Here is a 22,440-nt window from a genome sequence, read left to right as displayed (position 1 = left end):
CTTAAATAACAAACAAATCCAGATATTCATTGACGGGCATTTTTTCGAGCATGGGTTTATCGAGAGAGGCTTTTAGAATTCGAATTTGTTGGGCTTCCGGGAATTGTCTTGCTAAATTAATTCTAAACTTATTCAATAACAATGGCATACCTTCTTTGCGGCGGCGTTTGTGGCCAACAGGGTATTCGATAACAACTTCATCAAGCACTTGCCCATCTTTCAATGTGATGGTTAACCCATTGCTAATCGAACGTTTTTCAGGGTCATGATAATCTCGAGTAAACTGTGCATCTTCGGTGCAATGCATTTTTGCACGTAATGCATCAATACGCGCATCTTTGGCAATATTGTCTTCATAATCAGCAGCGGTTAAACGACCAAAAATTAATGGAATAGCAACCATATATTGGATGCAATGATCCCTATCTGCCGGGTTATTTAATGGGCCTTTTTTATCAATGATACGAATGCAAGCCTCATGGGTACGAATGGCAATAGACTCAATATCTTGTGCGGATTTCCCTAATTTCTCGAGGGTTTGATAGAGTTGTAAAGCTGCTTCTACCGCTGTTTGGGAATGAAACTCAGCAGGGAAAGAAATCTTAAACAACACATTTTCCATGACATATGAGCCATAAGGGCGTTGAAAACGCAGTGGTTGTCCATTAAATAAAACATCGTAGAAGCCCCAGGTTTTCGCGGTTAGCGCCGTTGGGTAACCCATTTCTCCTTTTTGAGCCATTAAAGCCAACCGCACCGCACGAGATGTGGCATCACCGGCTGCCCACGATTTACGAGACCCTGTATTGGGGCTGTGGCGGTAGGTACGCAAGCTGTGGCCATCAATCCATGCTTGGGAAACGGCATTGAGAATTTGCTCTCTTTCCAGCCCTAATAAGTGTGCAACAACCGCAGTTGAGGCTACTTTGACTAAAATGACATGGTCGAGCCCAACTTGGTTAAAGGCGTTTTCTAACGCAATACAACCTTGAATTTCATGCGCTTTAATTAATGCAGTCAAAACATCTCTAATGACTAGTGGTGGTTTTCCTTTAGCAATGTTTTCACGTGAAAGCCAGTCAGCCGTCGCCAAAATACCGCCAAGGTTATCAGATGGATGGCCCCATTCGGCAGCAAGCCAAGTGTCATTAAAATCGAGCCAGCGGCACATGGTGCCAAGATTAAAAGCACCTTGCACAGGATCTAATTGAAATTGTGTGCCTGGGATTTTTGTGCCATTTGGCACAATTGTTCCTGGCACAATAGGCCCTAATAATTTTTTACATGCGGGGTATTCAAGGGATTCCATACCGCAACCCAGCGTGTCGAGCAGGCAATGATAAGCTGTATCATAGGCGAGGTCAGAAATAATCGGGTAATCCATTACATAATCAACAATATCGCTGATCACTTTATCAAATTCAATTTGTTGCGAACGCACGGTTTGTGTTGTCATTAGGCTACCTTTTAACGTTGTTCTATAGGAGTAAATAATTGATTTTCAGGGCCAATATAGTTGGCTGAAGGGCGAATAATTTTGTTATCTTGTCGCTGCTCAATAATATGCGCTGACCAGCCAGCAGTACGTGCCATAACAAATAACGGGGTAAACATAGCGGTGGGGATGCCCATCAGATGATAAGCCACAGCAGAAAACCAATCTAAGTTGGGGAACATGTTTTTTTCACGTTTCATCACGGACTCAATGCGATCCGCAACGGTATAAAGATGCCGGTTTAAGCTTTGTTCTGATAACTGTAAAGCAACAGATTTGATAATCGGATGGCGAGGGTCTGCGAGGGTATAAACTGGGTGGCCAAAACCAATGATAACCTCACTATTTTTAATACGTGCTGTAATATCGTGTTCCGCTTCGTCCATCGAGGCATAACGTTGCTGAATTTCTAATGAAACTTCATTTGCACCACCATGTTTTGGCCCCCTCAGCGCGGCAATTGCCCCTGTCATCGCTGAGTAAAAATCCGTACCTGTCCCAGCAATAACCCTTGCTGCAAATGTGGATGCGTTAAATTCATGTTCCGCATATAAAATTGCCGTAATATGCATGAATTTTTCCCATTGAGCAGGGGGTTTTTTACCGTGTAATAGGTGTAAGAAATGCGCGCCAATCGAATCATCATCTGTTTGGGTTTCAATACGTCGTCCATGGTGGCTAAAGTGGTACCAGTACAACAATATCGACCCTAATGACGCTAATAGGCGATCAGCGATATCTCTAGCGCCAGAAAAAGGATGCGATTCTTTTTCTGGTAAAACACAGCCCATCATTGATACGCCCGTACGCATGACATCCATCGGGTGCGCGTTAGCGGGTATTGATTCTAACGTCTGCTTAACGCTTGCCGGTAACCCTCTAAAGGATTGCAGTTTTTCTTTGTATGCAACGAGTTCAGTTGCCGTAGGGAGCCTTTCATGGATGAGCAAATGTGCGATTTCTTCAAATTCACATTGTGTCGCTAAGTCATGAATATCAAACCCGCGATAATGCAGGTCATTACCATTACGCCCAACGGTACAAAGTGCCGTGTTTCCAGCAGCTACACCAGAAAGTGCAACTGATTTTTTAGGTTTAAATTGAGGTGCTTCAGTACGACTAAGTTGTTCATTCATCATTTATTCCTTGTAGGGGACTGAGGTAATGCGACTTTTGATAATAATAAGTAATTAAAAATTAAGGTTTTTTCTGCGAAAATAATGCATCCAATTTTTGCTCATAATCGTAATAATGAATACTTTGATACAGCTCTTCTCGAGTTTGCATTAGCGGAATGACACTTTTTTGCGTGCCTTCTTTACGTAATGTTGTATAAACCTGTTCAGCCGCTTTATTCATGGCGCGAAATGCAGAAAGTGGATATAGCGCGATGGCAATGCCAACACTGCGTAATTCATCAAGAGTAAATAGTGGGGTTTGGCCAAATTCGGTTAAATTGGCCAGTACGGGAGCAGAGGTGTTGCTTGTAAATTTTTGATACATAGAGAGTTCTGTAATAGCTTCTGGGAAAAGCATGTCCGCACCTGCGTCTAAGTAAGCTTGTGCGCGTTCCAGTGCGGCATCAATGCCTTCTACCGCTAATGCATCAGTTCGAGCCATAATGACAAAACTGTCATCGGTTCGTGCATCAACAGCTGCTTTGATGCGGTCGACCATTTCTTGTGTCGAAACAATTTCTTTATTAGGGCGATGACCACAACGTTTGGCACCCACTTGGTCTTCAATATGTAACCCTGCAGCACCTGCTTTACAAAAGGATTTCACGGTACGGGCAACGTTAAAAGCGGAAGGGCCAAAGCCAATATCGGCGTCAACCATTAGCGGTAAGTCACAGACGTCGGTAATGCGTCGAATATCAATTAAAACATCATCTAACGTTGAAATACCTAAGTCAGGCATACCTAATGACCCTGCGGCGACGCCACCTCCAGATAAATAAATAGCTTTATAGCCAGCTTGTTTTGCAAGGAGTGCGTGGTTGGCATTGATAGTTCCAACAAGCTGCAATGGAGACTCTTGCTTGATAGCCTCGCGAAATTTGTGTCCTGCACTAAATGATGACATAGCGGCCTCATAAAATGTTAATCAGTTGTAATGAGATTAGGGTAACAATAGCCATATAGCAATTGGCGTGCCAACCTTAAATTAAGAGATGTAGGAATATAAATATATTAAAAATCAATTGGATATTTATTTTCCTGATTTGTGATAGAAAAAACAAAGCTAAAATAATCAGTTGGAATGTTTCAATGAAACAATATATTGTTAAGTGAAACTGAAATGAAACATGGTGAGAAGGTATGGCGATGATGGAAAAACCGATTATTTGGACGGTTTCAGTGTCTCGATTATTTACACTATTTCGAGATATCAGCCCTGAATTTAGTGAACAAGCTGACATCACGCCACTTAATCTTGGTTTTGAGCAGGCGGTAGAGGCCGTTCGCCAGCGCTTACAGGATGGGCACTGTGACGCTATTATAAGTGCGGGCTCTAATGGGGCTTATTTAAAAAGCCATGTTTCAGTGCCGGTTATTATCGTGAAAATCAGCGGGTTTGATGTTATGCAAGCATTAGCCAAAGCACGTGAAATTAGCGATAAAATTGGGATCATCAATTATAAAAAGCCACTTTCATCATTAGATGAATTTCAGCAGCGTTTTGGTTTGCAAATTGAACAGCGTAGCTATATTACCGCAGAGGATGCGAAAGCTCAGCTTAAAGCTCTGAAAGCTTTGGGGATCTCCGTTGTGGTGGGCGCTGGGTTAATCATGGATTTAGCAGATGAAATGGGTATGACAGGGGTTTTTGTTTATTCCACACAAACCATACGGCAAGCATTTTCAGATGCTATCGAATTAAGCCAAATGTCGAGGCGTGAAAACCATTCGCAAGACAAATATCTCCCCCCTAACCCTGCAAAGGTTCGTTATACCATTAATGATCTGATTGGTTCGTCGTTACAGATGGAGCGTGTTAGGCAAACCATTATGTTGTATGCGCGCTCTGATGCAACGGTATTGGTTCAAGGTGCGAGTGGAACAGGGAAAGAGATGGTGGCGCAAGCAATTCATCACGAATACACCTTATTTAATCAACATAAGCGCAGCAAACAACAAATGCCTTTTGTGGCTGTGAACTGCGGGGCGATACCTGAAACATTATTAGAAGCCGAATTATTTGGCTATGAAGAAGGTGCCTTTACGGGTTCTCGCCGTGGTGGCCGAGCCGGGTTGTTTGAACTAGCGAATGGGGGAACACTATTTTTAGATGAAATTGGTGAAATGCCTATCGCATTACAAACAAAGTTATTACGAGTGCTCGAAGAGCGTTCGGTAGTGCGAGTTGGCGGCTATAAACCGTTACAAGTGAATGTTCGGGTCATTTGCGCAACCCACTGCGATTTAGACTGTTGGGTAAAAGAAGGGCGCTTTCGAGCTGATCTATTTTATCGGCTCGGCGTGCTAAGAATGCGAGTACCAGCGCTAAATGAACGTGGCGATGATATTTTTGTATTAGCAGAGCGGCTGCTTAAATTAGCTTTTGCAGGCTTAAGGTTACCGTTACCATCCTTTCGTGTACAACAACTTATTGAATGTAAAAATTTTTTTCTTGAGTATTCATGGCCCGGTAATGTTCGAGAACTCAGAAACTTAATGGAGCGAGTTGCGCTGTATTGCAGTGCTTACCCAGAAAAAGCGATTACAACACAAATGCTAATAAGTTTATCCCCAGAAAGGCAGGGGAGTGACCACGAGGACGTCGTAATAAAAGATAAATCACATGAATCGTTAGAAGACGTAATGGCAAGATTTAATGGGGACCGTAAAGCGGTGGCCGAGTATTTAGGGATTAGCAGGACTACGCTGTGGCGCCGACTTTCTTCCCATTCTTCCAGACCAAATTCTCGTATTGAACCAAGGATGAGTAAGAATTGATATTTTTACGCATTTTCCTAATTCGATTTAGGGTGTATTTTCACTAAACTTTAATGAATCCCTATTAATTTTTAAATAAAAAGAAAAAATAAGGGGTAACAAACAAAAAAAGTGAAATAAATTGTTTTAGTAAATTGAGCAAGGCGAATTTGCTTCATCAATCAGCTTATGCAGCAGGAGAAAACAATAAATAATTTTTTTTGTGATTAAGTACTTTTTAGGTGTCTTGTATTTAGTTTAAGTTGTGTCTAAAAGTAACAGAGGTAATTTTACTTGTTGTTTTTATAACTAATTGTTTTTTAAATGATTATTTCGTTTTTCTTGCCATTTTTGATCTGGATTCGTCTACGTGAGAAATGTGATTTTTCTCACATAAATTATTTTGTTAGTCACCATTAGATTTTCTCATTTTAACTTCGTGATTGAACGTTCTATATTGCGCTCAAATTAGTCTTATCTTTGTTTTTTTACTACTGCACTAATCGCCGAAATGTGTTCTTTTTTAGGAACACAATGTTGTCGTATTCTACGATGTAGTTGCAGCGCATATTATTTATTTTGTTAGTTGGAGAGTGGGGCGTGAATCAGTCCACTACTATCATGCGCAAACGCGACAATGCATTCGTTCCTGTTGCAGGGTTAACGATTTTTGCTATTGCATCGGGTTATTTAATGAGCTTAATCCCATTATCGATGGGAAGCTTTGGTATTGATACCCAATATGCCGGCTGGTTAGCGAGCGCGTATTATATTGGTTTATTAATTGGCTCAATGTTAATTGAACCTATTATTGCCAAAATAGGCCATCGTCTTGCATTTATTGGTTTTTTATTGATGCTTGCCGCAACAGTTATCGTACTGCCATGGACGCCAACCATTGAAGCTTGGTTGCCAAACCGCTTAATTGCAGGGGTTGCGGTGGCGGGTATTTTTGTGGTTGTCGAGTCTTGGTTATTGATTGGCGATAATCCGAAAGAGCGTGCTAAACGTTTAAGTTTTTATATGACGTCATTGTATGGCGGAACAACACTTGGCCAGCTTGCTATTGGTGTTATTGGAACCCATGGTGCCTATCCATTTATGGTGGTATTAGGGTTATTATTATTAGCGGTAATGCCACCATTATTAGTACGCCAAGGTCAGCCAGAAAGTGGTTCTCATCAGAAACTATCATTGAAAAAAATTGCTCGTTTAAGTAAACCTGCAATTATTGGCTGTATGGTTTCTGGTATTACCATGGGAACTATCTATGGGTTAATGCCGTTATCATTGAAAAAAGACCAATTCACCACTGACCAAGTCGGTGTGTTGATGGCTTCAATTATTCTTGGCGGGATGTTAATACAGCCAGTTGTTAGCAAATTATCTATCTTAATGAGTAAAACCTTGTTGCTTGCAATGGTTTCATTATTAGGTGTTTTTGCGATGGGTGTTATTTATATTTCGAGTGATTATTTGGTGATGATCGTCGCTTTAGCGTTACTCGGTATGTCAACTTTTGCCTTATACCCGGTAGCGATAACGTTGGCGTGTGATAGCCTAGATTCCTCCTATATTGTTGCTGCAACTCAGGTGATGCTGTTTAGTTATAGTATCGGTTCAGCAATGGGGCCTATCGCCGCTGGGACATTTTTAGGCCAACATAATGGTTTAGTGAATTTCTTCTTTATTGTGCTGTTAGTAACTGCAATTTATATGTTAATTGCCAGCTTACGTCGTAAAGCCAGTGTGTTAGCAAATTAATTTTATCAACAAATAAAACCAATAAATAAAAGGCTCTGTGAATTATCGCAGAGCCTTTTTTGTATTCTAATTATTTCTTTTTATGCACGGTTGAAGGTGCCAGTTGTGCTTCAATGGGGGAATGCCTAGTGTTACGTACAATACGTTGTTCCCAAAGCTCCCCTAATTTGAAATCCCATGACAGCGGTGATATTTCTGTTCTACCTGCATTTGGGGCGAAAGTGAGTTCACTGAAATACAACGTATTTTCATCAGACATCAAAAAATCAGCTCGGCAATAATCAAAAGGCGTGACGAGTATTTCTGCTAACCGTAACATTTCTTTGAATAATGGCGGTTCAGATACGGGCTCTAACATGTTTGGATAACCAAAAGTCACGGGTTGTAACTGCCAGTTGATATCATAAATATTAATAAATTCATTACCAAGTTCATCGGTGTAGTCAATTTCTGCATAGACAGGCTTACCGGAAAAACAATGGATCCTACATGTTTCTGGTACCAATTTGCGGTTTTTATTCGTAAATAAATCAATATATTCCTCGCAAATAATCTGTGGTGGAATATTTTTATAATGACGTTCACGAGTAATATAATAGAGATTTTTAATTAAATGAAAATCCAATTTATTTTTGGCTTTTTGCCAGTCAAACTGATCTTTGTTTGTGCAAATAACACTACTACCACTGTCATGGCTGCATTTTAAAACAAAGCGTTCCGGTAAGTTATTGATATTGATTTCATCAGTATTTTTATATGTTTTGATAATAGGAACTAAATATTCATTACCTATAGTTCGAGCAATGTAATCCCTAACCGCAATTTTATCTGCAAATTGGGTGTAATAGGGATTCTTATCACGTAGCATCCTAAAATTTACCTTTTCATTAAAGCTTTTTGGAACTTTAAAGTCAGGGCGGTAATTGAGTTTTTTGGTAAATTTATTAGTGAGATATGTTTTGTCACTCATAATAAGTGTACGTAATTTTTTTATAAAATACTCTGCTTTTTTCATGCGAGCGCCAACCATTCTAAAATTGTAGTGTGTAAATGAAATCTAATTTTTATTTGATTATATTTTTTATAACTTAAATAAAGCATCAATAAATGTGATGGCCAATTTAATAATTCCTTAATAAATAAAAAGTAAACAGAAGATAAATAATGCTCATTTTGTTAATAATAGCCGGATACCTGTCCGTTTTTATATCAATAATTAAATCAATCGTTTTAATTATTCGTCATTAATATTAAGGGTATTGCTTATTTAAAGTGTAACAAAGACAAGGGAGATAGACCTTAAGGGTTTATTTAGATCATTGCCTCTAAACCAATGGGTTTAGAGGCTGTATTTGAGAAGGTTGCTATTTTTTAAATTACGAAGATTGTTATTGTAGTGGTGGCTGTCCCATTTGTTTTAAAAATCGTATTTGAGCTGCAACGAGTTGTTTGTAATCAATACAACGGTATGGCATATCATACTGTTGGGCCAATTTGGCTAAGATGTGTGCTAGAGCAGGGTAATGGCGATGGTGCCAATTAGGGAAAAGATGATGTGTAAGGTGGTAATTTAATCCCCCAGTTAAGCGCCATAAAAAATGGGGGGTTGGTAGCCAGTCACAAGCCGTGACAAAATTATGGTGGTACCAGCCATGCTTAATTTGTTTATCCTCAGGTGCAGTAAAAAACTGTGTCTCTGCCCAATGTGTTCCTAATAATAAATAAATTACAAAAATGGAAGCAACCATTTGGCTCAACAAGTACGTAATAAATATTGCAGTTAAGCTGATCCCATGATAGTGAGCCACTATCAATGGGATACCAAGCATCAATATTAAGTGGCCTATCTTGCTACCTAAAAATAACCCCCAACCCAGTTTACCTTCTAAAACTTTCTGTGTTTTTAAGCGTGTTTTCCCCGTTCGATCAGACCAATCAAACACCAGAGCTATCCATGTGAGTGACAATGATGCGACGAAAGGCCAGTAAATATGCTGATATTTCATAAAAGGTCGCCAACGCTGAAAGGGTGTTTGGCGGAATATGCCATTTTCTTCAGTGTCTAAATCATAGTGTTCGATGTTGGCATAATGATGGTGATAATGAACGTGGCGTGTGCGCCAAAATTCCGGTTCTAATCCTAAGGGTAATGTAACTAAACGGCCAAATAACCGATTTTTCCAGCTGGATTTAAATAAGGTATTATGGCAGGCGTCATGTTGGCCAATCACATTTAATAGCATGATGAATAAGACAAATACAAAATAGGACAATATATAAACTGTGGTAGATGTTGTAATGAGAATTGGAAGATAACTCAGAACAGCAACAATAAACAAGACTCCAATTGCAGCAAGGTCAGCTAGGCTGGCATACATGTGGTCGTGCTTAGTTTGCAGATATTCCTGACTTGCTTGTTTTAATGCGGTATGAAATTGTTGTTCGTTAGCATTGGCGAACTTGAGTTCGAATTTGGTGTGATGCATGCGATTCTCATTTGAGGTTATCTTTTTTATATTCAAAGAGTATATCTTTACTCAGTAAACCGTCGTAAACAAATATGAAAGGTAGTGGGAGTTTAGGCTTATTCTGAATCAGATATCATCGAAAAAATTAGATATCGAAAATTTAAATGAGTCTTTTTGATGAAAATAGGTAGAAACTAACATTAATGTAGATAAATGATTAAATATGAGATATGGATTAATTAAATTGATATGTTATTTTATGAAGTATCTAGTAATAATACGTATTTTTTACCTGCTGAAGCATGGAAACTAGCTACGTCCTTGTAGAATAATCCTTTAATATTAAAGTATCAGGGAAAAATGTGTCTGTCTGTAATAAATCATGTAAAAAAATATTATTAACTTAATACTCATCATTAATAATAAATGATTGTTATCATTTTAGGCAGGTTTGTTTTAATTACTCGTTATATTTGTTTTACCTAAGCCAAATTAGGAGCTTACCTATATTAATAATGTGCCAAAATGATGAAATAGTCATAGGTAAATTATTTTTTGAATTAGGAATTTGACATGAAAAAAATACTGTTAATAATTTTATCAACACTGATTATTCCAGTATCCGCTCAAGCAGGTTATAAATATTATGGTTGTGATAAAAAAATCTATCAATTAGAAAAACAGCTAAAATATGCCAAAATGCACGGTAACCAAAACAGAGTCATGGGGTTAGAGCGTGCTATTTCAAATGTACAAAATAACTGCTATGACCATTATTCCGGAGCCACAGGCCCAACTAAATTAAATCACCGATATAGTTTTACTGAAACGGATCATTTGGAGCAGCAGATAGAAGCGTTACAAGATGAAATTGAGCGTTTAAAAGCCGCAAAAAACTAGCTTAATAAGTAATATTAAAATCAAATATTATTTGTAAACGAAAACCGTATTGGATGAATTTAGCGCTATTTCCACTTGTCATCATTATTGTGATATTTACTTTAATTGTTGTTTGGCTATAGCGCATTGAATTAATTAATGAAATAATAAGTTAATGTCGTTATCTTAATACAATATGTCTTCTTATGGTTATTCGTCCTCATCAGCACTGGTTTTTTCGGTTATTCGACTGGCATGGTTCTGTGCTGTCAAAAATAACATTTCGGCTTTCTCTAAATATAATGATATCTATCGTAGCAGTACTCAGTTTTCAATGGTACGAACGATTAGGTATACACTTAACGATTGCCCCTTTTAGCTTACTGGGGATTGCCATCGCAATCTTCCTCGGTTTTCGTAATAATGCCTGTTACAGCCGCTTGATTGAGGCGCGAACGCTTTGGGCTTCGTTATTAATTAATCAAAGAAATATTTTAAGGAATATTAAAGGGTTGTTGCCTAATGACCAGTCAGCTCAAAAGGAGTTTGCGAATCTGTTGATTGCTTTTGGTTGGAGCCTTAAACATGAACTAAGAAAAACCAGTCCAATCATTGACTTGTACCGGTTATTACCTCGAAATATTTTTGATGAGGTTATCCGAAGTCCGTTTCCCACTAGCTGAATATTGTTGCAGATTGGCCTAAAGGTGGGGGAATTACGTGATAAAAAAGTCATCAGCGATGTACTCTTTCAAGCCATTAATAAAGATATTAATGCATTATCGGACGTACTTGGTGGCTGTGAACGTATTTCGAATACGCCGATCCCGTTTGCGTATACGTTAATTTTACAGCGAACAGTCTATCTATTTTGTTCGTTACTTCCTTTTGCATTAGTCGTAGACCTACATTTTATGACGCCATTTGTTTCTGTTTTTATTTCTTATACCTTCTTAGCGTGGGATGCATTAGCAGAAGAACTCGAAGATCCTTTTGGTATTGCTGCAAATGATTTACCGCTTAATGCTATTTGTAATAGTATTGAACGTAATGCATTGGATATGTTAGATATTCAACCACTTCCCCCTCAATATCAGCCAGATAGATACTTTAACTTGTTGTAGCGTAAATCTATTTCTTATTGAAGACAGTAGAGCGTGATATTCACGTTTTACTGTTTAACCTTTCTACCTAATATTATTTTGTCTTTTTTGGTCATGAAAATAAGCAATTCTGTACAGATAATCCTATAGATACTATACTCCCCCTATGTATGCTAAAGAGGCTTAAATATGCCACATTCCCCAAAGGAAAAAAAAGCAGTTCTTACTCGGGTTAGAAAGCTGAAAGGGCAATTGCTTGCCTTGGAGTCGGCTTTAGAAGATGAAGTTGAATGTGCTGCCATTTTACAACAAATTGCTGCTATTCGCGGTGCAGTTAATGGTTTGATGGCAGGGGTATTAGAAAGTCATTTACGAGAAGGGCTTCAAGAGTCTGCGACAACACAGTTGCAAAAAGACTCAGTAGACGATGCTATCTCATTAATTCGTACCTATTTGCGGTAAATAAAGAAGGAATAACGATGAAATCACGTGCAGCAGTCGCATTTGGCCCAGGTGAGCCATTAAAAATTGTCGAAATTGATGTGATGCCACCAAAAGCTGGGGAAGTGTTAGTTAAAATTAGCCATACGGGTGTTTGCCATACTGATGCTTTTACATTGTCAGGAGATGACCCGGAAGGTTTGTTTCCTGTGGTATTAGGGCATGAAGGTGCAGGTGTTGTTGTCGAAGTCGGTGAAGGTGTTACCAGTGTTAGTGTGGGTGATCATGTCATTCCACTTTATACGGCAGAATGTGGGAAATGTGTTTTTTGCGAATCAGGTAAAACAAACTTATGTGTCTCTGTCAGAGAAACACAAGGTAAAGGTGTGATGCCAGATGGAACAACACGTTTTTCTTATAATGGCCAGCCAGTTTATCATTACATGGGCTGCTCAACATTCAGTGAATATACCGTTGTTGCCGAAGTCTCTTTGGCAAAAATTAACCCTCAAGCCAACCATGAAGAAGTTTGTTTATTAGGCTGTGGTGTGACAACCGGCATTGGCGCGGTACATAATACAGCTAAAGTACAAGAAGGTGACTCAGTTGCTGTTTTTGGACTCGGTGGTATTGGTCTGGCAGTTATTCAAGGGGCAAGGCAAGCAAAAGCTGGCCGTATTATTGCTATCGATACTAACCCCTCTAAGTTTGAATTAGCACGTCAATTTGGTGCAACAGAGTGTTTGAACCCTAATGATTTTGATAAGCCGATTCAACAGGTTCTGATTGAGAAAACCCAGTGGGGTGTTGACCATACCTTTGAATGTATTGGTAATGTGAATGTTATGCGTGCCGCACTTGAAAGTGCACATCGCGGATGGGGCCAATCGATTATCATTGGTGTCGCAGGAGCAGGGCAAGAAATTTCAACTCGTCCATTCCAATTAGTGACAGGGCGTTCATGGCGCGGTACGGCATTTGGTGGTGTGAAAGGCCGTAGCCAATTGCCAAAAATGGTTGAAGATGCCATGAAGGGGGATATTGAACTGTCTCCGTTTGTGACGCATACATTGCCATTAGACAGTATTAATGACGCATTTGATTTAATGCATGAAGGTAAATCAATCCGCACCGTTATTCACTACGATTAAGGAGTCTTTGATGGAGAGAATTGAACGCCATGCGTGTTTTGGGGGCTGGCAGGATGTTTATCAACATCAATCTACTGTGCTTGGTTGTGAAATGAAATTCGCAGCCTATCTACCGCCACAAGCGAAAACAGTCAACTGCCCAGTGATTTATTGGTTATCAGGGTTAACCTGTAATGAGCAAAATTTTATCACTAAGGCGGGAGCCCAACAATTTGCGGCAAAATATGGCGTGATCCTTATTGCACCGGATACCAGCCCTCGCGGTACTGAGGTCGCTGATGACGAGGCCTATGATTTAGGGCAAGGTGCAGGTTTTTATGTGAATGCGCAGCAAGCTCCGTGGAGTAATCATTACAAAATGTATGATTATATTGTGTCTGAGCTACCTGATTTAGTCGAAACACATTTACCTGTATCAGAAAAACGCTCTATTTTTGGCCATTCCATGGGTGGGCACGGGGCTTTAATGATTGGCCTACGCAATACTGGTCGATATTGTAGTTTATCTGCATTTTCTCCGATTGTTGCTCCAACCCAGGTTCCTTGGGGACAAAAAGCGTTTATGGCTTATTTGGGTGAAGATACTATGGGTTGGTCTCAATATGACACCGTTGAATTGCTCGAAAAGGCTGAGGCTATTCCACCTATTTTAGTGGATGTCGGTACTGCAGATCCTTTTTATCAAGAGCAACTAAAACCCGAGTTATTTGCGGATGTTTGTGATAAAAAACAATTTGAATATCGTTTGAATCTGCATCATGGATATGATCATAGTTACTACTTTATTAGTAGTTTCATTGGTGAACATATTGCATTTCATGCACGATATTTAAGCGATAATAACTAAATATCATAAAGTGAGACCATTAATTGGTTTCACTTTACTATTTCCATTATTTTATCGTCATAATGTTCAAGTCACTATTCGACCACCCCATGGGAGAGCTTGCTGATTGCTTTAATCGCGCTGATTGCGACATCTTTATTTGGGTCATTACATAATTCAAGTAGGCGGTTAATCGTAATATGTTGTTTCAGCCGTATTTTGCAATCACCTAAAGCGGATATAGCAGCTATTTTTACATCATCATTTTTTCTTTTTGTTAAATCAAGTAATGTATTTATAACTTTGTTATCCATTTATTATCCTGCTAATAGGTATTAATAAATGAATTAAAACTCATTTATTTTTTAAGAGGTTAATTTCAATGTTGAAGATGCTACTAGAAGAAGGTGTTTATTAATATCAAAAAACACAACTAATCTGGGTACGGTGTGGTTGAACTAGCGTATGAATAGGTAGTAAACATTATTACCTGTTCATATTTAGTGACTAGAGAGATCGAGAAAGTTAAATAAGTTTAATTAATAAACTTTAATTTTAAAAAGAATATTGATAAAAAGATATTGTTTGTATATTAAAAATGGTCGGAGAGTTTACTTAGCGCTTTTATTGCAGACACTGCGACATCTTTATTGGGGTCTTTACAGAGTTCAAGTAAGCGGTTGATTGCATTTTGTTGTTCAACGGTTACTTTATAATCTCCTAAGGCAGAAATAGCTGCAATTTTAACATCATCATTTCCACGATGCGTTAACTCAATTAATGTTTCGATAATATTGTTTTCCATGTAAACCCTTTGAAATACCTGCGCGATGCTTAGGTATTCTAAGTGAAATTACTTGAGATTTATTTTTGAAATTTACGAATTTATTAACAGATTATATAGATTTTACACTTTTTTGGGCTAATAACTATTTTATTAACTGAAGTGCATCAAGAGAGTAATTACTATTAAAAGACATTGATAACATATAAAAATCGGTATGATTTAATAATTCTTTATTAAGGTAAGAATATTAAAGTACTTTACCCTTAAAGTGCGTTGAATAAAGTACTTTTTAGATCTTAGTTAGTGACGTAAATAAACGTGAGGTGTGTTATTTTCTGGGTGTTGAGTAACACCTAGGTCAGCTTGATACCATTGAGTTAAATTTTCAGTTGTTAAAACTTCAATAGGGGAACCTTGAGCAACAAGCTTTCCATCATGAATTAATAACACTTTATCTGCATACAGAGCGGTTAAGTTAAGGTCATGCAATACACAGCAAACACCTAATGGTCGTTGACGCGTCAGTTGATGCAGTAACCGCAAGCTATGCTGTTGGTGATATAAATCAAGTGCTGAAGTGGGTTCATCAAGAAATAAACAAGCGGGTTGAGCTGTCGGTTGCCATAATTGTGCTAATACTCGTGCTAATTGAACGCGTTGTTGCTCCCCCCCTGAAAGTTGGCGGTAATCCCGCTGCCGTAGTGATTGGCAACTGGTTTGTGTTAACGCTTCATCAATGGCGGTATTTTTATATTCAGAACCGTAGGGGGTTCTCCCCATAGCAACAACATCTTCAACAGTAAATGCAAATTGTAAATGGCTATGTTGCTTCATGACGGCACGTTTTCGTGCTAATTCGTTATGATCCCAGTCAACCATCGCTCGGCCTTCAATAAAGCACGTGCCATGAGTTGGGGTGTTATAGCCAGTTAGTAATTTTAATAGGCTGGATTTCCCTGCGCCATTTGGCCCAATGATCGCGACAAATTCACCTTGATCAATAGATAAACTCACATTATCTATCAATGTCTTTTCACTAATTTTATAAGATAAATTTTGTGCTTCTAACAAGAACGGTTTGGTTTGCATATTTAGATCCTCCCTGCAGGCTGTCGCAAAATGAGCCATAAGAAGTAGGGGCCACCAATCAAGCCTGTCAGTAAGCCAACAGGGATTTCAGCAGGTGCAACCGCAGTCCTCGCTACTGTATCAGCGATCAATAATAACCCCGCACCGACGATAGCTGAACCAGGAATGAGCCAACGATGGTCTGGACCGAGTGTCATACGAATAAGATGCGGAACGACGAGACCCACAAAACCAATAACCCCGCTCATCGCAACAGCACAACCGACTAACATAGCGCTGAGGAATAATAAAATAAATTTGGTTCGTTCAACATTAAGCCCAAGGTAATGTGCATCTTCATCCCCTAATTGTAGAATGTTGAGCTTATTTCCCTGCATTAGGCAGATAACACAAATAGGAAGAATAACTGAAGCGGCAATAGTCAGTGACGTCCAGTCAACATTACCGAGTGTGCCCATCATCCATAAACTAAATGTTCTTAGCTGTTGATCATTGCTGATATAACTAAGAACACCGATGAATGACATGCACAGTGCATTGATTGCGATACCCGCGAGAAGTAATTTTGCGAGGTTGCCATTTGATGAACGATTTAAGCTAAAAATAATAAAAGAAACGGTTAGGCTACCAATAAAAGCAGCAGCAACATGGCCATAACCTTGCATCACAGTCGGTAATGAAACAGAGAAAACGATAAATGCTGCAACGGATAAAGCCGCGCCACTACTGATACCGAGTAAGCTAGGGTCGGCAAGTGGATTACGAAATAACCCTTGCATAATGGCGCCAGACACTGCCAAGGCAAGGCCAACTAAGATGGCAATTAACACACGAGGAAGGCGAATATTCAGCCATATTTGCCAATCCGAGTCTGTGGCAGAAGCCTGCCACAGTGCTTTTAATGAAAAGTTCATTGCGCCTGCATTCGACGCGATGAGAACTAAACCACCAAGTGCGAACAATAAAACGATAATCACCAAAAATGGGTTTTTAAAGCGACTCATTGGGATTTTTCTAATGCCTCACGTAGTTGTTGCATGACTTTAGGCGTACCTAAACTGAAGGTGAGCATACCGACATCATCAACAACCAAAAGCGCTTTATTTTTCCCTGCGGGGGTCATTGACATTCCTTGTAAGTTCCACACTTTTTCTATCCCGCCTAATGATTTAACCCCTTCCTGAGTAAAAATGATTAAATCAGGCTGGCTTGATAGCAAACCCTCTTGGGATAAAGGACGGTAGCTGTCGAAGCTGCTCATGGCATTTTTTGCACCGATTGCGTTAATCACGCTATCTGCTGCGGTGTGCTTTCCTGCGGCTAATGGTAGAACGCCGCCATGGCTCATAATGAACAGGACTTTTTTATCGATAGGTGCCGTATTTATTTGGCTAAGTTGTTGGTTAAATTGATTAACCAATTGTTTTCCTTGCTCTGTTTTACCAACCACATTAGCGATAGTGGTAATTTTTTCTGGAATGGCTTCTAAACTGGGTTTCCCTGTCACCTTAATAATTTTTACGCCACTTTTTTCGATTTGCGAGAGAGCCATTGAGGGTTTAGCTAACTCACTCGCAAGTACTAAAGTCGGACGCATTGACAACACACCTTCCGCATTAAGCATACGCATATAGCCCACGTCAGGGAGCTTGGTCGCTTGCTCTGGGTGAAGACTGGTGCTGTCACGGGCAACGAGCTGTTCTTGTGCTCCGAGTGCATACACAATTTCAGTCACATCACCACCTAAGGTGACGATACGTTCTGCTGCATAAGAACTAACAGAGATAAACAGCGTTGATAAGATTAGAAGCCATTGTTTCATAATAAGTTACCTAGGTTTAAATGCGTGGTAATGCGGTGACTTGTTGGCGCCATTGCTCTTGCTCTGGAGTCCCTTCCGTACGCTGCCCATACATTTGTGCGATTTGATTTCCTTGGTTATCGAAGACTTCAAGGCTTGTCACATGGCCATCTTGTGTTGGCTTACGTGTAACCCAGCATTCGGCGATACCATTTTCAATCATGTGCAAGGTGAAATCAGGATTGAAAATATTTAGCCACTTTAAGTCTGAACCTTCACTTTGATATGGCATGATTTTTTTGATTTCACCAGTGAAAATTTGCACACATCCGCGGTTGCCCACAAAAATCATAATTTCATTTTGATCTTTGAACGCAGTGTTAATCAGCTGATTGAAGGAATCATTAGGCACTTTCCAAGCCAAATCATCACTGACTGCGGCGAAAACTTGCTGGCGGCTGAGGTTATTTTTCTTCAGGAGAACAAAAAATTGGTGAACATCTGTCATGTTGCGCCATTGTTGTTCTAGCTGTTGTTTTAGCTCTTCACTAACGGGTTGGTTGGTAAATGGAGTGGCTGCTTCATGGATGAGTTCCGGGTTATCTTGGGTGGCATATTTTTCAATCAGTGCTTGCCATGCCGCCATATCCGTTTCATCGGTGGTGTAAACTTTATGTAGTGCATCACCTTGTTTATCAAAGAATTGAATACTATGGCGTTCACCGTGTTTGCTGTCTTCGGTTAACGCAAAAATGGCATCCCAATGACTAAAGAACATCCGTAAATCAAGGGCGCGTGGGTTTAAAATTAAGCCGCCATGTGGGCTAAATGTCGCATTGTCATAACGGCCAACTTGCTCATGAACCACATATTCGTTGCGTGTAATCGCTTTCACTTTTCCAACAGTGGCTAATTCTGTCAATAAAGTGGGGGCGTCGACGTTTAAACGAACAGCTTTGTCGTGACCAACACGACTATGCAGCAGTTGAGCTTCAGATACATTTAAATAGGCGGCGAGATCGCGAGCGTATTTGGCTTTGTTCTCTGTTTTTGCTTGTTGGTAACGCTCGTAAAGTGCTGAATTCACGTTTATCTCCTTAATATTGTGTGAATTACCATTGGAAGCTGACAAGCAGCTTGGCATTACGTCCATCTTGAGGAATGCCTTGTGATGAGTAATATTCTTTGTCAAAGGCATTACCTAATACGACACTGGTTCCTAACCCTTTGAGCTGCCCGTCACCTTGGTAGCTGACGTAGAAGTCATGTACGGCATAGCCCGCTTGAGGGGTGGCTTTAGTGGCTTTATTGAAGTCAGTATGGCGCGTAAACTCGCCTAACCAGCCCACTGAAAAACCGCTATTGGCAACAGGAATAGAGAGGTTACTGGTGAATGACTCTGGTTTGATGGAAGTGATTGATTCACCGTTATATTCGTTTTTGCCCGTGGTACGGTTATAGGCTAAGTTCCATCTGAAATAGTCTGTTTTATAATCCAAAGATGCATCTACGCCCCAAATTTTGGCGCGTTTTGTATTGATTGATGTGGTGTAATTGTTTTCTGGATTTCTAAAATCAGGCTCAGGGGTGACATAGGTATTGATATAGTCTTTGGCTTTGGTATCAAAGTAGCTGGCTTTGAATTGCAGGTTGTCTCTTTCCATTAATAAGTCATTGAAACGCAGGCCAAATCCATATTCCGCAGTACGGGTGCTTTCAGGTTTTAAATTTGGATTTGGACGCCATTTATTAAAGATTGGCCCTATTGGGAAATGGACTTCATCGTTGTACATCTCCATCATGGTTGGCGCGCGGAAGGCTTCAGAGTACGATGCAAACAACATTGACCACTCTGTTGGTGTGATGCTGACCGCCCCTTTAGATGACCATTTGCCTTCTTTGGTTTCATCATTACCTTTGGCTTTCGATTTGTAATGGTCATAGCGCGTGCCGACAATAAATGAAACAGGCAAATCTTTTAGGCTAATTTCATCTTGTAAAAATCCAGAAGCAAAGGTGATTTCTGCATCAGGGAACTGGGTTGTGTTGGCATAAGGTGTCTGTTTTTGCTGATAAGCTTCACTGCCATACGTTAAGTTATGGGCAGCGAGAGGGAAATCATAGAAATTGGTTTTGTTATCAACCTTCATCCCATAAGTTTTCTGTGTCCTGCCCTCGTAAGGGGTGCCTTGACCTTTAGCCGTAATATTGACCTCAGAATAATAGGGCGTCACTGTCAGGTTAAGCCAATCTTGCGAAGATGGCTTTAAGTTGTAAGTGGCTTGCGCATCGCGTTGACGCGTTGTGCGGTTCACTTTTAAGTTTTTACTGGTACTGGTGATTTGTTGTGGGTTTTTCGGCTCATTGGCATCGTTATTATAATAACGCACTTGGCCAGAAAGCTTTTGTGCATCATCGATTTGCCATGTACCTTTCGCCAGCAGGTTACCGATGGTTTCTTTGTTTTTCATGTCATCGCCATTACTCATGCGGACATTACCAGTTTCTTTTGTCACAAAGCTGAATAACCCATCAAGGTCATCACTACGGCCAAATGCGGTACCACCGAAACCGAAGCTATGATCGCCTGTAGCGGCTTCGGTAAAGACACGGAAACCATGGTCTTGGCCTTCACGCAATAAGTCTTTGGCATCAACCGTTTCCCAAGCAATCACACCACCCATAGCACCGCTGCCATAAAGCAAGGCTGAAGGGCCACGGATGATTTCAACTTGCTTAATCAGAGCCGGGTCGATAAACGTGCCATTAACATGGCCTGTATCTGTGCCTTGGCGAATACCATCAACTAAAGTCAAAATGCCGCGTCGATCAAACCCGCGCATATAAATATCTTGCCCATTCGCTCGGCTGGTACCGGTGACGCCAATTCCAGGGACTTTGCGTAAAATATCATTGACCGTGCTGGCCGTTTTTGTTTCAGGTGAATCGTTTTTAATCACGGTAACCATCATCGGAGTTTCGAAGCTGTCACGTTCGCTACCTGTGGCATAGACGGTCATCACATCATGATGATTTTTTTTTGGTGTTGGCTCTGTTGTTTGTGCTTGAGCACTTGCTATCACGCCTAAAATGGCACTGGTCAGGACTGACATTCGCAAAACAGGGGACATAATTGTGATACTCCATATAGTTTTTATCTGTATTAAGCAGAGTGAATTCGCATTAATTGATGACGATGCGTTGGTCTGGAGGACCTGAATTCGGTATGACACAGGAAAAATTGCATGTAAGCAGTGTCTGAACATAGCAAGAGGAGTGAACACATAATGAAAGTATAAAGCTGAGGTAATAGCAGACTACTGGTTTGTGTTCAGCAGGGCTATTTGGGATTTTGCACATGAAAGCGACCGCTGTGCGATAGTAAAGTATCGAGTGACTATCCTTGCTAATTCGATATTTAGCGGTACAAATGTGGAATACAGACGTCAGTTTAAACTCCATAAGAAACCTTTTCCTATGTTTAGATTAAGCTGGCTGCCTGGATAATTGACCTAGGTGGCTTGCGAATTAAGTTTTGGTGCGACTTACTTTGGGTTCGGTTTTACTTAGTTAAGATCAACTTACCTGTACGCGTTTGTCTCAATTGATAAAGTTCGCCATTATGTTGAATTGAGACCTTACCGGCAGGGCCCAATAACTGTTGGCTTTCTATCACGTCAGTTTTAACGGTTTGCTTTGCCGTTTCGACGGTATTTTCTGCAACTGGGGCTGTCATATTATTTACCATACTCAGTTTGTTGATAATCGAAATGATATTGAGAATGATTATCTTTAGAATGATTACTAATATCAAGCAATTTTCACAATCAAACAACAAAAGAACCACAAACAACTGAGTTCGTACGAAAAAACAGCATTAATCTAGTGGAACCCCACTGACAAGGCTATAATTGAATTTCTCCATTCATTGTATGGGTGAATAAAATGAAAATATTACTGTTAGGCGCGACAGGGCTTGTGGGAAGTCATGTTTTATCATTGGCTCTGGCAGACTCTCGTGTGACTCAGGTGATAGCGCCAACACGACATGCATTAGTAGAACATGAGAAATTACAAGCACCTATTGTAGATTTTAATCATTTTCCTGATGGGGCTGGATTATGGGAAGTTGATGCGGTGATTTGTGCGCTGGGTTCAACTCTCAAAGCTGCAGGGTCGAAAGCGGCATTTCGTCAAGTAGACTACACTTATCCTTTAGCCTGTGCAAAGCTGGCCAAAAAATGGCACTGCACGACATTTGTGTTGACTTCTGCTTTGGGGTCAAATGCGAAGTCACCTTTTTTTTATAGCCGAGTAAAGGGGCAGCTCGAACAAGACTTAATGTCACTGGGTTTTGACTCTTTAACTTTGGTTCGGCCGAATGTGATTAGTGGTGACCGGCAAACAGCGCGTTTGGGTGAAGTCATTGTGATCCGTATTATTTCTTTTCTATCACCTATACTGCCAGCTAGTTGCCAAGTTAGCCCCGCAACAAATATTGCGAAAGCATTATTTGAGGCCGCTGTGGCTCCCTCTAAAGGGGTCCATGTTATTTCATCTAAACAGCTGATATAACACTGAGTCGTTCATTTTTGTTTGGGGTGTTATAGGAAATAAATAAAAATATTTATTTTTTGATGGAGGTAACATTTTGTAATAAAACTGTAACATAATTGTAATAATTAAGTGTTTTTGCTT

20 protein-coding genes and 1 pseudogene are annotated in these 22,440 nt (G+C 40.0%); 8 read left to right on the top strand and 13 right to left on the bottom strand.

Annotated elements, in window-relative coordinates; genetic code table 11:
* Nucleotide 1: 1 nt before the first annotated feature.
* The 3 genes from PSE60_RS15835 to prpB all read right to left on the bottom strand — a co-directional run bounded on the left by PSE60_RS15835 (nucleotide 2) and on the right by prpB (nucleotide 3,580).
* Complete coding sequence (locus tag PSE60_RS15835; RefSeq protein WP_272665999.1) at nucleotides 2-1,456, bottom strand: bifunctional 2-methylcitrate dehydratase/aconitate hydratase; 1,455 nt, start codon at nucleotides 1,454-1,456, stop codon at nucleotides 2-4.
* Nucleotides 1,457-1,467: 11 nt separating this feature from the next.
* Nucleotides 1,468-2,631: a bifunctional 2-methylcitrate synthase/citrate synthase gene (gene prpC, locus PSE60_RS15830; RefSeq protein WP_272665998.1), complete on the bottom strand. Its 1,164-nt coding sequence runs from the start codon at nucleotides 2,629-2,631 to the stop codon at nucleotides 1,468-1,470.
* Nucleotides 2,632-2,692: 61 nt separating this feature from the next.
* On the bottom strand, nucleotides 2,693-3,580 hold the full coding sequence (prpB, locus tag PSE60_RS15825) for a methylisocitrate lyase (protein ID WP_210838596.1): 888 nt from the start codon (nucleotides 3,578-3,580) through the stop codon (nucleotides 2,693-2,695).
* A 245-nt stretch (nucleotides 3,581-3,825) separates the two neighbouring features.
* Here prpB and prpR point away from each other — a divergent pair, with 245 nt between their 5' ends.
* Both prpR and PSE60_RS15815 read left to right on the top strand, forming a co-directional pair.
* On the top strand, nucleotides 3,826-5,454 hold the full coding sequence (gene prpR, locus PSE60_RS15820; protein ID WP_272666007.1) for a propionate catabolism operon regulatory protein PrpR: 1,629 nt from the start codon (nucleotides 3,826-3,828) through the stop codon (nucleotides 5,452-5,454).
* A gap of 600 nt (nucleotides 5,455-6,054) precedes the next feature.
* Entirely contained in the window at nucleotides 6,055-7,197 is a 1,143-nt protein-coding gene (locus PSE60_RS15815; RefSeq protein WP_004912983.1) for an MFS transporter, read from the top strand.
* A gap of 70 nt (nucleotides 7,198-7,267) precedes the next feature.
* On the opposite strand, the gene PSE60_RS15810 is transcribed toward PSE60_RS15815, so the two are convergent.
* Nucleotides 7,268-8,212 (bottom strand): ATP-grasp fold amidoligase family protein, encoded by a 945-nt coding sequence (locus tag PSE60_RS15810; RefSeq protein ID WP_272665997.1) that lies wholly within the window; start codon nucleotides 8,210-8,212, stop codon nucleotides 7,268-7,270.
* Between the two features lie 373 nt (nucleotides 8,213-8,585).
* Entirely contained in the window at nucleotides 8,586-9,683 is a 1,098-nt protein-coding gene (locus tag PSE60_RS15805) for a fatty acid desaturase family protein (protein ID WP_272665996.1), read from the bottom strand.
* A gap of 555 nt (nucleotides 9,684-10,238) precedes the next feature.
* On the opposite strand from PSE60_RS15805, the gene PSE60_RS15800 reads away from it, so the two are divergent.
* From PSE60_RS15800 to fghA, 5 genes and pseudogenes are all read left to right on the top strand, one after another.
* A complete protein-coding gene (locus PSE60_RS15800; protein ID WP_210836044.1) occupies nucleotides 10,239-10,565 on the top strand; it encodes a DUF1090 family protein in 327 nt (108 codons plus the stop codon).
* Nucleotides 10,566-10,750: 185 nt separating this feature from the next.
* Nucleotides 10,751-11,668, top strand: a pseudogene (locus tag PSE60_RS15795) (bestrophin family protein).
* Nucleotides 11,669-11,836: 168 nt separating this feature from the next.
* The gene (gene frmR, locus PSE60_RS15790) at nucleotides 11,837-12,109 is read left to right on the top strand and encodes a formaldehyde-responsive transcriptional repressor FrmR (protein ID WP_004261729.1); all 273 of its coding nucleotides are present in this window, start codon (nucleotides 11,837-11,839) and stop codon (nucleotides 12,107-12,109) included.
* Between the two features lie 17 nt (nucleotides 12,110-12,126).
* Entirely contained in the window at nucleotides 12,127-13,239 is a 1,113-nt protein-coding gene (locus tag PSE60_RS15785; protein WP_004912967.1) for an S-(hydroxymethyl)glutathione dehydrogenase/class III alcohol dehydrogenase, read from the top strand.
* A 10-nt stretch (nucleotides 13,240-13,249) separates the two neighbouring features.
* Nucleotides 13,250-14,086, top strand: a complete 837-nt coding sequence (gene fghA, locus PSE60_RS15780) for an S-formylglutathione hydrolase (RefSeq protein ID WP_272665995.1) — start codon at nucleotides 13,250-13,252, stop codon at nucleotides 14,084-14,086.
* 74 nt (nucleotides 14,087-14,160) lie between these two features.
* Here fghA and PSE60_RS15775 read toward each other — a convergent pair whose 3' ends face one another.
* The 8 genes from PSE60_RS15775 to hemP form a co-directional block, all read right to left on the bottom strand.
* Nucleotides 14,161-14,379, bottom strand: coding sequence for a HEAT repeat domain-containing protein (locus tag PSE60_RS15775; RefSeq protein ID WP_210836041.1), 219 nt, complete (start codon nucleotides 14,377-14,379; stop codon nucleotides 14,161-14,163).
* Between the two features lie 278 nt (nucleotides 14,380-14,657).
* On the bottom strand, nucleotides 14,658-14,870 hold the full coding sequence (locus PSE60_RS15770; RefSeq protein WP_004912957.1) for a HEAT repeat domain-containing protein: 213 nt from the start codon (nucleotides 14,868-14,870) through the stop codon (nucleotides 14,658-14,660).
* Nucleotides 14,871-15,152: 282 nt separating this feature from the next.
* Nucleotides 15,153-15,941, bottom strand: coding sequence for a heme ABC transporter ATP-binding protein (locus PSE60_RS15765; RefSeq protein WP_272665994.1), 789 nt, complete (start codon nucleotides 15,939-15,941; stop codon nucleotides 15,153-15,155).
* Nucleotides 15,942-15,943: 2 nt separating this feature from the next.
* The gene (locus tag PSE60_RS15760) at nucleotides 15,944-16,945 is read right to left on the bottom strand and encodes a FecCD family ABC transporter permease (RefSeq protein ID WP_140170956.1); all 1,002 of its coding nucleotides are present in this window, start codon (nucleotides 16,943-16,945) and stop codon (nucleotides 15,944-15,946) included.
* Nucleotides 16,942-17,763 (bottom strand): heme/hemin ABC transporter substrate-binding protein, encoded by an 822-nt coding sequence (locus tag PSE60_RS15755; protein ID WP_210836035.1) that lies wholly within the window; start codon nucleotides 17,761-17,763, stop codon nucleotides 16,942-16,944. The genes PSE60_RS15760 and PSE60_RS15755 overlap by 4 nt, the downstream gene beginning before the upstream one ends.
* A 16-nt stretch (nucleotides 17,764-17,779) precedes the next feature.
* The gene (locus PSE60_RS15750) at nucleotides 17,780-18,829 is read right to left on the bottom strand and encodes a hemin-degrading factor (protein WP_140170952.1); all 1,050 of its coding nucleotides are present in this window, start codon (nucleotides 18,827-18,829) and stop codon (nucleotides 17,780-17,782) included.
* Between the two features lie 25 nt (nucleotides 18,830-18,854).
* Nucleotides 18,855-20,873: a TonB-dependent hemoglobin/transferrin/lactoferrin family receptor gene (locus PSE60_RS15745; protein WP_371031623.1), complete on the bottom strand. Its 2,019-nt coding sequence runs from the start codon at nucleotides 20,871-20,873 to the stop codon at nucleotides 18,855-18,857.
* A gap of 431 nt (nucleotides 20,874-21,304) precedes the next feature.
* Nucleotides 21,305-21,478: a hemin uptake protein HemP gene (hemP, locus tag PSE60_RS15740; RefSeq protein WP_004912942.1), complete on the bottom strand. Its 174-nt coding sequence runs from the start codon at nucleotides 21,476-21,478 to the stop codon at nucleotides 21,305-21,307.
* A 209-nt stretch (nucleotides 21,479-21,687) separates the two neighbouring features.
* On the opposite strand from hemP, the gene PSE60_RS15735 reads away from it, so the two are divergent.
* Entirely contained in the window at nucleotides 21,688-22,317 is a 630-nt protein-coding gene (locus PSE60_RS15735) for an NAD(P)H-binding protein (RefSeq protein ID WP_272665993.1), read from the top strand.
* Nucleotides 22,318-22,440 lie beyond the last annotated feature (123 nt).

The organism is Providencia sp. PROV174, from assembly GCF_028480685.1.
In the GTDB taxonomy this organism is placed as follows: domain Bacteria; phylum Pseudomonadota; class Gammaproteobacteria; order Enterobacterales; family Enterobacteriaceae; genus Providencia; species Providencia rettgeri.
The sequence above is the reverse complement of the archived record's forward strand: the minus strand, read 5'-3'. Positions and strand labels throughout refer to the sequence as shown.

Coding starts and splice junctions, on each gene's coding strand:
- prpR (WP_272666007.1), top strand. CDS start 3,826: ATGGAAAAACCGATTATTTGGACGGTTTCAGTGTCTCGATTATTTACA.
- PSE60_RS15775 (WP_210836041.1), bottom strand. CDS start 14,379: ATGGATAACAAAGTTATAAATACATTACTTGATTTAACAAAAAGAAAA.
- PSE60_RS15735 (WP_272665993.1), top strand. CDS start 21,688: ATGAAAATATTACTGTTAGGCGCGACAGGGCTTGTGGGAAGTCATGTT.
- PSE60_RS15755 (WP_210836035.1), bottom strand. CDS start 17,763: ATGAAACAATGGCTTCTAATCTTATCAACGCTGTTTATCTCTGTTAGT.
- prpC (WP_272665998.1), bottom strand. CDS start 2,631: ATGAATGAACAACTTAGTCGTACTGAAGCACCTCAATTTAAACCTAAA.
- PSE60_RS15760 (WP_140170956.1), bottom strand. CDS start 16,945: ATGAGTCGCTTTAAAAACCCATTTTTGGTGATTATCGTTTTATTGTTC.
- frmR (WP_004261729.1), top strand. CDS start 11,837: ATGCCACATTCCCCAAAGGAAAAAAAAGCAGTTCTTACTCGGGTTAGA.
- PSE60_RS15745 (WP_371031623.1), bottom strand. CDS start 20,873: ATGTCCCCTGTTTTGCGAATGTCAGTCCTGACCAGTGCCATTTTAGGC.
- PSE60_RS15810 (WP_272665997.1), bottom strand. CDS start 8,212: ATGAAAAAAGCAGAGTATTTTATAAAAAAATTACGTACACTTATTATG.
- fghA (WP_272665995.1), top strand. CDS start 13,250: ATGGAGAGAATTGAACGCCATGCGTGTTTTGGGGGCTGGCAGGATGTT.
- PSE60_RS15815 (WP_004912983.1), top strand. CDS start 6,055: ATGCGCAAACGCGACAATGCATTCGTTCCTGTTGCAGGGTTAACGATT.
- PSE60_RS15800 (WP_210836044.1), top strand. CDS start 10,239: ATGAAAAAAATACTGTTAATAATTTTATCAACACTGATTATTCCAGTA.
- PSE60_RS15835 (WP_272665999.1), bottom strand. CDS start 1,456: ATGACAACACAAACCGTGCGTTCGCAACAAATTGAATTTGATAAAGTG.
- PSE60_RS15765 (WP_272665994.1), bottom strand. CDS start 15,941: ATGCAAACCAAACCGTTCTTGTTAGAAGCACAAAATTTATCTTATAAA.
- PSE60_RS15805 (WP_272665996.1), bottom strand. CDS start 9,683: ATGCATCACACCAAATTCGAACTCAAGTTCGCCAATGCTAACGAACAA.
- prpB (WP_210838596.1), bottom strand. CDS start 3,580: ATGTCATCATTTAGTGCAGGACACAAATTTCGCGAGGCTATCAAGCAA.
- hemP (WP_004912942.1), bottom strand. CDS start 21,478: ATGACAGCCCCAGTTGCAGAAAATACCGTCGAAACGGCAAAGCAAACC.
- PSE60_RS15785 (WP_004912967.1), top strand. CDS start 12,127: ATGAAATCACGTGCAGCAGTCGCATTTGGCCCAGGTGAGCCATTAAAA.
- PSE60_RS15770 (WP_004912957.1), bottom strand. CDS start 14,870: ATGGAAAACAATATTATCGAAACATTAATTGAGTTAACGCATCGTGGA.